This is a genomic window from Thermosynechococcus sp. NK55a (assembly GCF_000505665.1).
Classification (GTDB): domain Bacteria; phylum Cyanobacteriota; class Cyanobacteriia; order Thermosynechococcales; family Thermosynechococcaceae; genus Thermosynechococcus.
On record NC_023033.1, the window covers coordinates 888992 to 903022 of the forward strand.

General features: G+C 53.2%; 11 protein-coding genes. 6 read left to right on the forward strand and 5 right to left on the reverse strand.

The window, feature by feature from the left end:
- The first annotated feature begins 8 nt into the window (after positions 1-8).
- Positions 9-3500: an AAA-like domain-containing protein gene (locus NK55_RS04255; protein WP_024124564.1), complete on the forward strand. Its 3492-nt coding sequence runs from the start codon at positions 9-11 to the stop codon at positions 3498-3500.
- On the opposite strand, the gene NK55_RS04260 is transcribed toward NK55_RS04255, so the two are convergent.
- Complete coding sequence (locus NK55_RS04260; protein ID WP_011057339.1) at positions 3497-3817, reverse strand: MgPME-cyclase complex family protein; 321 nt, start codon at positions 3815-3817, stop codon at positions 3497-3499. The two genes, NK55_RS04255 and NK55_RS04260, sit on opposite strands and share 4 nt — an antisense overlap.
- 132 nt (positions 3818-3949) lie before the next feature.
- Between NK55_RS04260 and NK55_RS04265 the strand changes: the two genes are divergently transcribed.
- From NK55_RS04265 to NK55_RS04275, 3 genes are all read left to right on the forward strand, one after another.
- On the forward strand, positions 3950-5011 hold the full coding sequence (locus NK55_RS04265; RefSeq protein ID WP_024124565.1) for an Rpn family recombination-promoting nuclease/putative transposase: 1062 nt from the start codon (positions 3950-3952) through the stop codon (positions 5009-5011).
- Positions 5012-5139: 128 nt separating this feature from the next.
- Positions 5140-5877, forward strand: a complete 738-nt coding sequence (fabG, locus tag NK55_RS04270; RefSeq protein ID WP_024124566.1) for a 3-oxoacyl-[acyl-carrier-protein] reductase — start codon at positions 5140-5142, stop codon at positions 5875-5877.
- A gap of 25 nt (positions 5878-5902) precedes the next feature.
- The gene (locus tag NK55_RS04275) at positions 5903-8644 is read left to right on the forward strand and encodes a valine--tRNA ligase (protein WP_041429065.1); all 2742 of its coding nucleotides are present in this window, start codon (positions 5903-5905) and stop codon (positions 8642-8644) included.
- Positions 8645-8783: 139 nt separating this feature from the next.
- On the opposite strand, the gene NK55_RS04280 is transcribed toward NK55_RS04275, so the two are convergent.
- The 3 genes from NK55_RS04280 to NK55_RS04290 are packed head-to-tail and all read right to left on the reverse strand — an operon-like array spanning position 8784 to position 11032.
- Positions 8784-9140, reverse strand: coding sequence for a ribulose bisphosphate carboxylase small subunit (locus tag NK55_RS04280; protein WP_024124568.1), 357 nt, complete (start codon positions 9138-9140; stop codon positions 8784-8786).
- A gap of 30 nt (positions 9141-9170) precedes the next feature.
- Positions 9171-9551, reverse strand: coding sequence for a RuBisCO chaperone RbcX (gene rcbX / locus NK55_RS04285; protein ID WP_024124569.1), 381 nt, complete (start codon positions 9549-9551; stop codon positions 9171-9173).
- Positions 9552-9604: 53 nt separating this feature from the next.
- Positions 9605-11032 carry a form I ribulose bisphosphate carboxylase large subunit gene (locus NK55_RS04290; protein ID WP_024124570.1) on the reverse strand — a complete coding sequence of 476 codons (1428 nt, stop codon included), beginning with the start codon at positions 11030-11032 and terminating at the stop codon, positions 9605-9607.
- Between the two features lie 412 nt (positions 11033-11444).
- Here NK55_RS04290 and ylqF point away from each other — a divergent pair, with 412 nt between their 5' ends.
- Both ylqF and NK55_RS13110 read left to right on the forward strand, forming a co-directional pair.
- On the forward strand, positions 11445-12308 hold the full coding sequence (gene ylqF, locus NK55_RS04295) for a ribosome biogenesis GTPase YlqF (protein WP_024124571.1): 864 nt from the start codon (positions 11445-11447) through the stop codon (positions 12306-12308).
- A 276-nt stretch (positions 12309-12584) separates the two neighbouring features.
- Positions 12585-12737 carry a hypothetical protein gene (locus NK55_RS13110; protein ID WP_162147170.1) on the forward strand — a complete coding sequence of 51 codons (153 nt, stop codon included), beginning with the start codon at positions 12585-12587 and terminating at the stop codon, positions 12735-12737.
- Between the two features lie 21 nt (positions 12738-12758).
- Here the strand turns inward: NK55_RS13110 and bchI are convergent, their stop codons facing one another.
- Entirely contained in the window at positions 12759-13826 is a 1068-nt protein-coding gene (gene bchI, locus NK55_RS04300) for a magnesium chelatase ATPase subunit I (protein WP_200865518.1), read from the reverse strand.
- Positions 13827-14031 lie beyond the last annotated feature (205 nt).

Sequence of the window (14031 nt, forward strand, 5' to 3'; positions counted from 1 at the left end):
TCAAAGCTATGGATGCGACAGCCACCTATCAAGTGGGGGGAAGTTTGCCCACCACATCGGCAGTCTATGTCCGACGGCAAGCGGATGCCGATCTGTTGGCCGCCCTCACCGCTGGCGAGTTTTGTTATATTCTCAATTCGCGGCAAATGGGCAAATCCAGCTTGCGGGTGCAGGTGACGCAGCAACTGATGACAATGGGGTACCGCTGCGCTGCCCTCGACATTACCAAAATTGGCAGCCAAAATATTCAGCCTGAGCAGTGGTATGCCAGCTTTGTTGGCGCTCTCATTCAGGGATTTCAGTTAACTGATGTGGTTGCGTTGCGCTCTTGGTGGCGCGATCGCCAGCTTGTATCGCCGATTCAACGCCTCAGCGACTTTGTAGAAACGGTACTACTTGCCCACACCCGCGAACCTCTTGTGATTTTCATTGATGAAATTGATAGTCTGTTGAGCCTACCCTTTTCGACCGATGATTTTTTTGCTTGGATTCGTGCTTGCTACAACCAACGGGCAGATTGTCCCGAATATCAGCGCTTAACCTTTGCCCTTTTGGGTGTGGCCACCCCCGATCAACTGATTCAAGATAAGCAGCGTACTCCCTTTAATATTGGCTGTGCCATTGATTTACAGGGATTTACCCTTGCGGAAGCCACCCCTCTACTGAAGGGCATTGCCCATCTTAGCGACAACCCCAATCAACTCCTGGCAGAGATTCTCCACTGGACGGGCGGCCAACCCTTCCTAACCCAAAAACTCTGTCGCCTCCTGCAACAGCACGGGTCATTCATGCCAGCGTTAACCCTCTGCCAGCAGTTAGCCCAGTTTGTCCAAGATCATATTCTTCAGGATTGGGAGCGCCAAGATGAACCAGAACACCTAAAGACCATTCGCAATCGCTTGCTGGCCGATGAACAGCGCATCGGTCGTCTCTTGGGTCTCTATCAGCGCATTTTAGAAACGGGGGGTGTTCCCCTCGATGGCAGTAGTGAGCAGCGCGCCCTAGCTTTGACGGGGTTGGTGTGTCAGCGCCAAGGCAAGTTGCAGGTGTTTAACCCCATCTATGCCCAAGTTTTTCATGCCCAGTGGGTTGAGCAACAGTTGGCACAACTGCGCCCCTATAGTGAGGAATTCCAAGCATGGTTGCGCTCTGGCGGGAGTGATGGCTCTCGTCTGCTGCGGGGACAAGCTCTTGAGGAAGCATTGGTCTGGGCCAGTGGCAAAAGTCTCAGTGATTTGGATTATCAGTACCTTTCTGCCAGTCAAGAAGCTAACCAAAAGGCAATTCAAGATACTCTGCTCCTTGAGCGCAAGGAAAAAGAAGCGATCAGTGCCGCCAATCAAATTCTGGAGGCAGCTCGCCGCAAGGCCAGTCGTTTGACCCAGCGGGCTTTCATGGCCCTGGGCATTGTTTCTGTGATTTCCTTGGGGGTGGCGGCAATTTTGGCCAAAACCCACGTCGATTTGCAGGCCAGCCAAGAAAGTTTAGCCCTTGAGCAAACCAGTAACGATCTCCTAGAACGGTTTCAAAGCCAAGAGTTGCCTGCTCTGCTGGCAGGGATTCAGGCAGGACAGGACTTACAACGATTGGTGGGCGATCGCCCTCTGAGTCAATACCCCACCACGCGCCCCCTCTTTGTGCTCAATTTTTTCCTCGATCACATTCAAGCCCGCAACCAATGGCAGAGTGAAAATACCCCCCTGATGGGTGCTTTTTTGACTGCCGACGGTCAGCAGTTGAGCATTAGTGAAAGTGGCCTTGTGGAGTTTTGGCAAGTGAACGGCGAGCGACTCAACGCCCAGTCTTTAAAGATTGGCAATGTCAAGCTGGCACGGATGAGCCCTGAGGGCGATCGCGTGGGTCTGCTCAATGACAAGGGCGAAATTTCCCTGTGGCGTATCGAGCCACAAAAACTCGTTCTTGAGCAGCGTTTGCCTGCCCTGCCTATCAACAACTTCCGCTTTAGTCCGGAGGGGGAAGAGTTGATGGCCACCACAACCACGGGCGACATGCTGCGCTGGCGCCTTGGGGGGGAATTACTGGCCACTATTTCCACCTCTAGCCAGAGTATCAATAGCTTGAGTTATGCCATCAATGGCGATCGCTTGGCTACTGCCGATGAGGAAGGCTGGATTCGGGTTTGGTCCCGTCAGGGGAAACTGCTCCAAGAATGGCAAGTCCAAGCCGATCTTCCCGTTCCCCAGACCAGTTTGACGTATCTTAGCAATGGTCAACTGGCAACGGTGGGCAAAGATGGCACCCTCCGCCTTTGGAACACCAAAGGGCAACAAATCAATCAATGGCGCGTCAGTGCGGCTCCAGTGTATTTTGTGGGGACGTCTCCTGTGGGCTATCGTTTATTGACCCTGAGCACAGATAATACCATGCGTTTGTGGCAGCCAACGGGTGAATTGATTGCTGAGTTGAGAAGTCATGAACGCCTGATCAATACCGTCAGCTTTAATCGAAAGGGGTCAGTCCTCCTCAGTAGCGATCGCGGGGGGCAAATGACGCTGTGGTACCTCGATCATTACCGCACGGAACACTGGCTTGCCAATCAAGAAAGTATTTGGACAGTGGCCCTCGATCCTGCAGCAGCGACGCTGGTCACAGGCGGCAAAGATGGCCGCGTCAAGCACTGGCGAAGAGATGGCACCCTTCTAGCCACAACCCCAGTTCTCGATCTCCGAGGCATCAACCAAGTGCTCTTTAGTCCCAGTGGTCAACGGGTGGCGATCGCCACCAAAGGGGGAAAATTGGTAATCTGGAACCTGGCAGATCAGTCCCAACAGACCTGGCAACTCCCCATCAAGGTTCCGCTCTACACCCTGTCTATGGATCGCCAAGGGCGGTACTTGGCGGCAGGCGATGAAAAAGGCACCATTTATCTTGTTGACCTCCAGCGGCCAGAGAAAATTCAACAGCGCAAAAGTGCAGGTGAAATTTGGAGCCTCAGCTTTCATCCGGCACTCCCCCTGCTCGCGAGTACGGGATCTGCAGGCACAATTGAGGTCTGGAATTTTGAGAGCGATCGCCTTGCCTATCGCCTGAGCCCTGGTGCAGGATGGCTTGCCAGTCTTGAATTCAGTGCCAATGGCCAATTCCTCGCAGCGGCTGGTGAAAGCGGCTCAGTCTATTTGTGGTCAATTCACGGCAAAAATCCCCCCAGCAATCCCCGTGTGTTTCGTGCTCACCAGCGGAGTATTGTGAGTCTCAGTCTGAGTCCCGATGGTGAAATGATTGCCACTGCCTCCCCCGATCGCAGCGTGCGGGTTTGGAACCAAAAAGGCCAGCTCATTATGCTGATTGACCGCATTTCTGCCATTCCCTACAGCATTGATGTGAGTGGCCGCGATCAACTTTATGTGGCGATCGGTACTGAGGATGATGAGATCTGGATTAGCCCGCTGGCCACCCTAGGACAGTTACTAACAAGCGCCTGTGATTGGCTCAAGGACTACCGTCAACAAAATCCCACTGTTGTTCAAGCCTGTCCCTAGACACTCGCCAGGGAGGCAAGGGGATTCGGAACCTCCTCGCTGGTGAATTGCCCCATGAGGACATACTCCAAGCGCAGCTTTAGCCATTGGATAAATTGCTGATTGGTAGAGATAATGGCTGCAGCAGGCTGCGGACAACGCGCCTTCTGTTCAGCAAACTGGGGCTGCTCTAAAAAGGCAGGCTCTGGCACCAGCCAAAAATCAATCTCTTTACCCTGCTCGCGGTAGTGACGCTGCCGCTCGCGAAACACTTCCTCAAGGGGTTCTTCCTCAGTTAAAAACTTTTTGCTTGCGAGAATGTAATAGTACGTCGCCATAGAGATCTATGCAAAACCACAACATATTCTATGCTGTCCCCAGCTTACCATAGGGGGAATCCCTGCTTCCATAACCCTCTAGTTCTGAAGTTTTCTGAAGTTTCTGGTCGGAGCGATCGCTCTAGCGAGCCCATGCGCCGCGATTCCCTGTTCTATCAACTGTTTGCCCAACTGCCCCAAACCCTCTTTGACCTGTTGGGCAAAGACACCCCTCAGGGGTATCGTTTTGACTCAGTCGAGCTGAAGCAAACCGCCTTTCGCATAGATGGCGTCTTTGTGCCCCCTGACCCTGCGGGCACGGTCTATTTCTGTGAGGTGCAGTTTCAGCGGGATAACACCTTCTATGAACGCTTCTTTGCGGAGATTTTTCTCTATCTGCGCCTGTATCGCTCCACCTTTGCGGACTGGCAAGCGGTGGTGATCTATCCCAATCGGCAAACGGAGCAAGAGTCTTTTGACCCCTATGACCTGTTGGTTCATAGTTCCCGCCTGCGGCGAGTCTATCTCAATGAATTGGGGGCGCCGGAGAGTTTGCCTTTGAGTCTGGGGTTGATGCAGTTGACGGTGCTGCCTGAGGCAGAGATGCCGAGAGTGGCCAGGTTACTGGCTGAGCGCGCTCAGGGGGAAGAGGTCCCAAGGTCAGAGGCCATAATAGAGTTAATCACGACGATTGTGCTGTACAAGTTCACGGAGCTGAGTCGGGAGGAGGTGTTGCGGATGTTGGGGTTTACTACTGAGGAACTGAAGCGGACACGGTTTTATCGGGAGGTGTATGCTGAGGCGCGGGAGGAAGGATTACAAGAAGGAAGACAAGAGGGACGAGAAGAAGGACTTCAGGAAGGCTTGCAACAGGGATTGCAACAGGGATTACACCAAGGCTTGCAACAGGGATTGCAACAAGGCTTGCAGCAGGGATTGCAACAGGGCTTGCAACAGGGCTTGCAACAGGGATTGCAACAGGGCTTGCAACAGGGCTTGCAACAGGGATTACAGCAGGGATTACAGCAAGGCTTGCAGGAGGGAGAAGTGCTAGTTGTCTTGCGCCTGCTGAGGCGGCGGTTTGGGAGTGTGCCTAGGGAGCTTGAAGAATGCATTCGTCACCTCTCTCCCAATCAAATCGAAGCTTTGGCAGAAGCACTTCTAGACTTCACTGACCTAGAGGAAGTATTTGCGTGGCTAAATCGCTCCGCCTAACAATACCGCCTCGATTGCTGATCAATTGCGATGACATGCCATAGCCCCAAGAGGGGTAACATCCGCTGTTAAAATTTGTGATGGGTTATTCATAGGTGGAGCATTTTTGCCCTTAGGAGAGAACTAATTTGAGCGAAGCAACCGTTGCCATTGTCACTGGTGCCTCACGGGGGATTGGTCGGGCGATCGCCCTCGAATTGGCCAAGGAAGGAGCCACTGTGGTTGTCAACTACGCCCGTTCTGCTGAAGCGGCCCTTGAAGTCGTTCAAATGATTGAACAACAAGGGGGGACAGCGATCGCGATCGCTGCCGATGTGTCTGTCCCTGAGCAGGTCGATACTCTCGTAGCCAAAACCGTAGAAACCTACGGCCGTGTGGATGTACTGGTCAACAATGCCGGTATTACCCGCGACACGCTGCTGCTGCGTATGAGCCTCGAGGACTGGCAGGCGGTGATTAACCTGAACCTGACAGGGGTTTTTCTGTGTACTCGGGCGGTAAGTAAACTGATGCTCAAGCAAAAGCGGGGACGGATTATCAACATTGCGTCGGTGGCAGGGCAAATGGGCAACCCCGGCCAAGCCAACTACAGTGCTGCCAAAGCTGGTGTGATTGGGTTTAGCAAAACCGTGGCCAAAGAACTCGCCAGTCGAGGTATTACCGTCAATGCCGTTGCCCCCGGCTTTATTGCCACTGAGATGACAGCTGGACTCAAAGCAGAGGAGATTCTTAAATTCATTCCCCTAGGACGGTATGGCGAACCCACAGAAGTGGCGGGGATGGTGCGCTTTTTAGCCTTGGATCCAGCAGCCGCCTACATTACGGGGCAAGTCTTCAATGTGGATGGTGGTATGGTGATGGCCTAGGCGCCTTGGAGTAGTGCAGCAACCCATGACCGACGCGATTACCCTCCCCAGTCAATACGATCCCAAGCAAACGGAGGCCAAGTGGCAACAGCTCTGGGAAAGCAGTGGTGTCTTTCACGCGGACCCCAACCACCCTGGTAAACCCTATTGCATTGTCATTCCGCCTCCTAATGTCACTGGTAGCTTACACATGGGGCACGCCTTTGAGCATGCCCTGATTGATGTTCTGATTCGCTATCACCGCATGATTGGCCGCAACGTTCTCTGGCTACCGGGGACAGACCATGCCAGTATTGCCGTTAGCACGATTTTGGATCAACAGTTGCAGGCGGAGGGCACCAACCGCTTTGCCTTGGGACGGGAGGCCTATCTAAAGCGAGCTTGGGCATGGAAAGAGTCCTCAGGGAAGACAATTGTCGGCCAAATTCGCCGCTTGGGGCTGTCGGTGGATTGGTCGCGGGAACGCTTTACGATGGATGAGGGGCTGTCGCGGGCAGTTCTTACAGCTTTTAATCAGCTTTATGAAGCAGGACTCATCTATCGCGGTAAGTATTTAGTAAACTGGTGTCCCTCCAGTCAATCGGCGGTCTCGGATTTAGAGGTAGAAAACCGTGAGGTGCAGGGGCATCTCTGGCATTTGCGCTATCCCCTGACAGATGGGTCAGGGTATTTGGAGGTGGCCACAACCCGTCCGGAAACGATGCTGGGGGATACGGCAGTGGCGGTTCACCCAGAGGACGATCGCTATCGCCATTTGATTGGCAAAACACTGCGCCTGCCGCTTATGAATCGGGAGATTCCGATTATTGGGGATCCCTTGGTGGATCCCACCTTTGGCACCGGCTGTGTCAAGGTCACCCCTGCTCACGATCCCAATGACTTTGTCATGGGGCAACGCCATCGCCTACCGATGATTAACCTGATGAACAAAGATGGCACGCTCAATGAGAATGCCGGCGAGTTTGCGGGTCTGGACCGCTTTGTGGCTCGTAAACAGGTGGTGGCTCGTCTAGAAGCGGAGGGCTTTTTGGTGCGGGTGGAGGACTATAAGCACACCGTTCCCTATAGCGATCGCGGCAAAGTACCCATTGAACCGCTGCTGTCTACCCAATGGTTTGTGAAAATTCGTCCCTTGGCGGATGCCGCCCTCAAAGCCTTGGATAGACGGCATTCCCCTCGCTTTATTCCGGATCGCTGGGCAAAGGTCTATCGCGATTGGCTGGTGAACTTGCGGGATTGGTGTATTTCACGGCAACTGTGGTGGGGGCATCAAATTCCCGCTTGGTACGTGGTCAGTGAAACCGAGGGCGAAGTGCGCGATGATACTCCCTTTGTGGTGGCAATGGATGAGACGGCTGCCCGCGCCAAGGCAATTGCCCAATTTGGCGAGGACATTCAACTCCAGCAGGATCAAGACGTATTGGATACGTGGTTTTCCTCTGGCCTATGGCCCTTTTCTACGTTGGGTTGGCCCGATGATACGCCAGACTATCGCCGCTATTACCCCAACACCACCCTTGTTACCGGGTTTGACATTATCTTTTTCTGGGTGGCACGGATGACAATGATGGGTCAGTACTTCACAGGTAAAATCCCCTTCCGTGATGTCTATATCCACGGCTTGGTGCGGGATGAAAACAACAAAAAAATGTCCAAGTCCGCCAATAATGGCATTGACCCGCTGATTTTAATTGAAAAATACGGCACCGATGCGCTGCGCTATAGCTTGGTCAAGGAAGTCGTGGGCGCTGGTCAGGATATTCGCTTGGCCTACAACCGCAAAACCGATGAGTCGGCAACCGTCGAGGCGGCGCGCAACTTTGCCAACAAACTTTGGAATGCCTCCCGCTTTGTGCTGCTGAATCTAGAGGGACAAACCCCTAGCCAGTTGGGAACCCCGCGACGCCAGGACCTGACCGCTAGCGATCGCTGGATTCTCAGTCGCTACCATACAGCCATTCAAACCACCCGCGAGCGCATTGAAAGCTATGGCCTGGGGGAGGCGGCCAAGGGACTCTACGAATTCATCTGGGGGGATTTTTGCGACTGGTACATTGAACTGGCGAAACCTCGTTTACAAGGGGAAAACGCCAAAGCCAAGCGCACTGCTCAGCAAGTACTGGCCACGGTTCTCGATGGTACCTTGAAGCTGCTCCATCCTTTCATGCCCCACATTACAGAGGAAATTTGGCACACGCTGCATCAGGTGGGAGACAGTGAAGTTTTAGCGGTACAACCCTACCCGAAAGTGAATCGCCGCGCCATTGACCCTGAGCTTGAAGCCCAATTTAGTCTTTTGATTGAAACCATCCGCACAATTCGGAATCTGCGGGCAGAGGCAGGGATTAAGCCGGGATTGTATATTGCCGCCCTGATTGAGGCAAGTGCTGAGGAAGCATCCATTTTCAAAGCTGGAGCTGCTGATATTCAACACTTGGCTCGCCTCGAGTCCCTAACCATTGGCACCGGGCTGCAAATTCCACAGCAGGTCTTTAGTGGTGTTGTTGGCAAGAGCGAGGTGCTCATTCCCCTAGGGGGGGTCGTAGATCTGGAGGCCTTGGTAACGAAGCTCCAGAAGGAGAGCGATCGCCTGAGGAAAGACCTTCAATCTTTAACAGCTCGCCTCAACAACCCTAATTTTGTCAACAAAGCCCAGCCAGAGGTGGTTGCTACGGCCCAGGCACAATTGGCTGCCGCCCAACAGCAACTGGCAATTATTGAGCACCGACTCCAATCCTTGGGGGTCGATGACAAAACCCAACCCTGACGAGTAGAAAACGGCACAGCAAGCTCTCGTGTTGAGATCGCGAGCCTGTCAAACGTAGCGGAATGACTAGGGGGGTGTTTCCCCCCTAGTCTGCAATTCAACTGTAATGAACTGAGAAGATCTCAGCTTTAATTCAGCTTTAATAGCGATAACCGCTGTAGCCGCTGTTAGTCTGATTGGGCTTATAGACAATAAAGCCCATCACTTGGCACTGCTTGATATTGTCAAAGGCAACAACACGAATGAAGCAGTTGGGATATTCCGAGCGGCACTGCTGCACTTCATTCAGCACCTCTTGGGCATTAGTGCAGTTAAACAGCGGCAGTTTCCACATCGTCCAGTAGTGGGTTTCGGCATCGGAGGTCTCATTGAACTCCACACAGGGGTGATAGCCCTGATCAATCGCGTACTGGATTTGGCGAGCAATTTGGGCATCGCTGAGGGGAGGCAGGTAGGAGAAGGTTTCGTAACGACGCTCTTTAGGCAGTGTCTTCATAGCTTCCTCAATTGGTTCACAGTCAACAAACTATTCAGGGGTTTCTGGGTTGCTGCCCTCAACATTGGCTTCAGAGACTTGGGTCATCCGCTCCAGTTGTTGACAGCGCTGTTGCAAGTTGGCCTGCTGGATGCCCGCACGTAGCATTTCCGGTAGATAGTCCGCCACCATTTCCGCGAGATGTTCGCGTACCGTGAGAATGCGAAAACCGAGATCGGGCTGTTGGCGAAAGAGGGCTTCCAAGTAACGTTCACCATCTTGGACACTTTCTTGACTCGTGAACTGGTGTAGCCAGAGGGATCGCGGTGGATCAGTTTCGGCCAGTTGCCCAATCACGGTTCGCACCGCCTGATAGGTGAGATAACTAATCAGGGTTTTGGTGGTTTGCTTGGCAATGTGCTTGACATCCATAGACCTACGGGGAAATCGTTGCCTTAGCTCCGATTGAACCCCAACTCCACCAGCTAGACCGTGTCTTGCGCTTCAAACTCGAACTTGATTTCTTTCCAGAGTTCGCAGGCAGCAGCCAGTTCCGGACTCCAGCGAGCTGCTTCGCGGATAATGTCGCCGCCTTCGCGCATGAGGTCACGACCTTCGTTACGAGCTTGGATACAGGCTTCTAGGGCAACCCGGTTTGCAGTTGCTCCCGGTGCATTCCCCCAAGGGTGACCCAAGGTACCACCACCAAATTGCAGCACTGCATCATCACCGAAGATGTCCACGAGGGCAGGCATGTGCCAAACGTGAATCCCACCCGAGGCCACGGCCATCACACCGGGCATCGAGGCCCAGTCTTGGGTGAAGTAAATGCCACGGGAGCGATCCTGCTCAATGTAGTTTTCCCGCAGCAGATCGACAAAGCCGAGGGTAACGGCTTTATCCCCTTCGAGCTTACCGACAACGGTACCGGTGTGGATGTGGTCACCGCCAGACATCCGCAAGCACTTGGCCAATACCCGGAAGTGTATCCCATGGTTTTTCTGACGGTCAATCACAGCGTGCATGGCGCGGTGAATGTGCAACAGGATGCCGTTGTCGCGGCACCATTTCGAGAGGGTGGTGTTGGCGGTGAAGCCAGCGGTGAGAAAGTCGTGCATGATGATGGGCATTTCCAGTTCTTTAGCGAACTCTGCCCGTTTCAACATTTCCTCGCAGGTAGGAGCGGTGACGTTCAAATAGTGCCCTTTGATTTCACCGGTTTCTGCTTGGGCTTTGTGAATGGCATCAGCAACAAACAGGAAGCGATCGCGCCAGCGTTGGAAAGGCTGGGAGTTGATGTTTTCGTCATCTTTGGTGAAGTCCAGACCACCGCGCAAGCATTCATAAACGGCGCGGCCATAGTTTTTCGCCGACAGACCCAACTTCGGCTTAATGGTGCAGCCCAAGAGCGGACGACCATATTTGTTCAATTTGTCGCGTTCCACTTGGATACCGTGGGGTGGCCCTTGGAAAGTCTTCAGGTAAGCCACAGGAATGCGCAGGTCTTCAAGGCGCAGAGCTTTGAGGGCTTTGAAACCAAACACGTTCCCGACAACGGAGGTCAGCATGTTGGTAACAGAGCCTTCTTCAAAGAGATCCAGCGGGTAGGCAATGTAGGCGATGAACTGATTGTCTTCACCCGGCAGGGGTTCGATGTCGTAGCAGCGACCTTTGTAGCGATCCAAGTCGGTCAGCAGGTCAGTCCAGACGGTGGTCCATGTACCTGTCGAGGATTCTGCGGCAACGGCGGCGGCAGCTTCTTCAAAGGGCACGCCTGGCTGCGGGGTGACACGAAAGGCCGCTAGAATATCGGTATCTTTGGGGGTGTAATCAGGGGTGTAGTAGGTCAGGCGGTAGTCTTTTACCCCTGCCTGATACCCAGCTTTCTGGGATTTGGATTGCGTATAGGCCATAGACGTTTTTCCTCTTTAACAGTTACTGTGCCGAATAGAGCAATCTCTACGGGCAACCTTTGCAATGGGTAGTGTGAACGCTACGATTCCCCGAAAATGGGGCAAAATTGAGCAATGCAAAACTCAGCGAGATGATGCAACCATCCGCAAGCCTGTGATATCGTCGTAGGTCTTATGCTTAGCATCAGCTTAGTTGATGCCCAATGCAATAACTTTTGCTTTGGAGATTCTTAATTATTCTATAGGTTTGGGTTATCAATCTTTAGATTTGTTTATAGGTTTCTAATCGGAGGTGCGCAACTATAGTCTTTTATCTATTCAAAAGACACTAATGATTACCTGAAATCAATTTAATGCCACTCATGGGGGGCGATCGCTCTATTGTTTTTGAAAAAAAGGGGGTGGAATTTCTATGGGTCCGATCATTCAATGGTATCCTGGCCACATTGCCAAGGCAGAACGTGCCCTCAAGGAACAACTGAAACAGGTGGATGTGATCTTTGAGGTGCGGGATGCACGCATTCCCCTTGCCAGTTGCCATCCCCAAATTCGTCAGTGGGCTAGTGGCAAACAGCGCCTCTTAGTGCTCAATGGAATGGATAGGATTAGCGATCGCGATCGCCAGCAGTGGCTGACATGGTTTGAGACCCAAGGGGAAACAGTTTTTTTCACCAATGCGCAGCGGGGTGAAGGGATTCGCCGACTCGAACAGGCTGCGGTACGGGCGGGGGCGGCCATCAATCAACGCCGTCAACAGCGGGGCATGCAAGTAAGAGCCGTGCGAGCTGTGGTTTTGGGGTTTCCCAATGTGGGCAAATCAGCCCTCATTAATCGCCTCTTGCGGCAGCGGGTGGTTGAGAGTGCAGCGCGTCCGGGGGTGACGCGGCAACTGCGCTGGGTGCGCTTGTCCCCTGCCCTCGAACTCTTGGATGCCCCAGGGGTATTGCCCATGAATTTCAAGAATCAGGAGGCGGCGGTAAAACTGGCCATTTGCGATGACATTGGTCAAGCTGCCTACGATCCCTGTCGGGTGGCACCAATGCTTGTGGATATCATGCAACAGTTGGGGCATGCCGATCGCCTTAGGGAGCGCTACGGTCTGGCCCTTAGCAACACCGGTGAGACCTACCTTTATGACCTTGCTGCTAGCCGCTACCATGGTGACTTGGAACGGGCAGCCAGGCAACTGTTGCAGGACTATCGCCGCGGTTACCTGGGGGCGATCGCCCTTGAGCATCCTCCTCAATCCAGCAACAGCACCATAGCATCGTCCTGATGTAGCTTTATGTAGCTATTTCCAAATCAAGTTTTTATGAAAACACTTATCCTGACTGTGGGCAATCAGCAGGTCAGCTGGCGGTGCCGCAATGGAATTGTTCGCAGTTTTGGGGCGGATGGCCCCCCCTCAACTGGATGAACTGTATCGGAAATTTGGCGTTGCGCCAGGTTTCCATGATCCTGAGGGAAACTACCGCCACAGGGTGCGCTATTGAAGTGAGATTAATATCGCAATGGCGTTGTTCACCGCAATCAAGGGATCAGCTGTGAAGAGTTGACTCAGTTGGCAGATGTTTCCCCAGCGGCATCCCCCGCAGAAATTCATCAAGGGCTGTTAAATGCCCTGCGCGAACTTCTCAAAAAGCAAACGCGTGAAGAACAAATGCCTGAAAAGGGGTGGCGCGATCGCTCTACGAGTGCGGACTAAGGCAATTGCAATCATCGGAGCCTAGGCAGGAATCTCCACACCAAAGACCTCTTGGAAGACTTTGCCCACCTTGTAGCCGGAATCAATGGACTCTAGGGGATCCTTGCGCAGTCGGTGCCGCAGACAGAGGACAATCACCCGCGCAATGTCCTCAACGGTGACATCTGTGCGTCCCTCAAAGGCAGCCAAAGCCTTGGCGGCGCGGTTAGTGACAATGTCTCCCCGCAGGCCGTCCACATCCAGCTCAGCACACACTTGGGAAATTTTTACTCGCAGCTCGTGGTCAATGGTGACCTTGGGCAATAGGGCTTGGGCGGCGACTAACTTAGCTTGCAGGGCTTCCTGTTGCGCCTGGTATTTCGCCAAAAAGGCTTCGGGGTTTTGATCAAATTGCGATCGCTGTTCCACAATTTCCACGCGCAGGCTTGGATCCTTGACGGTCCGAATCTCAGCGTGCATGCCAAAGCGATCCAGCAGTTGGGGTCGCAATTCCCCTTCTTCGGGGTTACCAGAGCCAACTAGGACAAAGCGTGCTGGGTGACGAATTGAAATGCCCTCACGCTCAACGGTATTCCAGCCGGAGGCAGCGGCATCCAGCAGGACATCCACTAAGTGATCATCCAGCAGGTTCACCTCATCCACATAGAGAATGCCGCGATTTGCCTTGGCCAAAAGTCCTGGCTCAAAGGCTTTTACCCCCTCCGCAAGGGCTTTTTCAATGTCAATCGTGCCGCACACGCGATCTTCTGTGGCTCCCAGGGGCAGATCCACCATGGGTACTTTTTTCTTGATGGTGTGAATGGGTTCACCGGCTGCTACGGCCACCTTCACAGCATCACTCATGAGATCGGGATCACTGGGGTGACTATTGAAGGGGTCATCGGCAACCACCTCAATTTCTGGCAGCAAATCTGCTAGGGCACGAATGGTGGTTGATTTGCCCGTGCCGCGATCGCCCATAATCATCACCCCACCAATTTTGGGGTCAATGACATTGAGCAACAATGACAGTTTCATTTCGTCTTGACCGACAATTGCCGCAAAGGGAAAAACCGGCCGACGAGGCACAGCAGTCGGAGTCACAGGCATCACATCGCAAAAACAGCATTGATTATTGTGCCACATTGCGTTTGTGCTGCCACAGCAAAATTTTTCCGCAAAATCCTAGCCCTAGGTGGAGAAAGCGTGATAACCTTAGGAGAGATAACTCAAGAGCTAAGTGCGCTCATTGCCTTTGCTCTGCCCCATCAATCAAGGTTCTCAATTAGCAACAATCGCTGTGAACCAATTTAGC

Coding starts and splice junctions, on each gene's coding strand:
- NK55_RS04255 (WP_024124564.1), top strand. CDS start 9: ATGGATGCGACAGCCACCTATCAAGTGGGGGGAAGTTTGCCCACCACA.
- rcbX (WP_024124569.1), bottom strand. CDS start 9,551: ATGGATGTCAAGCACATTGCCAAGCAAACCACCAAAACCCTGATTAGT.
- NK55_RS04260 (WP_011057339.1), bottom strand. CDS start 3,817: ATGGCGACGTACTATTACATTCTCGCAAGCAAAAAGTTTTTAACTGAG.
- bchI (WP_200865518.1), bottom strand. CDS start 13,826: ATGCCTGTGACTCCGACTGCTGTGCCTCGTCGGCCGGTTTTTCCCTTT.
- NK55_RS04280 (WP_024124568.1), bottom strand. CDS start 9,140: ATGAAGACACTGCCTAAAGAGCGTCGTTACGAAACCTTCTCCTACCTG.
- NK55_RS04275 (WP_041429065.1), top strand. CDS start 5,903: ATGACCGACGCGATTACCCTCCCCAGTCAATACGATCCCAAGCAAACG.
- NK55_RS04265 (WP_024124565.1), top strand. CDS start 3,950: ATGCGCCGCGATTCCCTGTTCTATCAACTGTTTGCCCAACTGCCCCAA.
- NK55_RS04290 (WP_024124570.1), bottom strand. CDS start 11,032: ATGGCCTATACGCAATCCAAATCCCAGAAAGCTGGGTATCAGGCAGGG.
- ylqF (WP_024124571.1), top strand. CDS start 11,445: ATGGGTCCGATCATTCAATGGTATCCTGGCCACATTGCCAAGGCAGAA.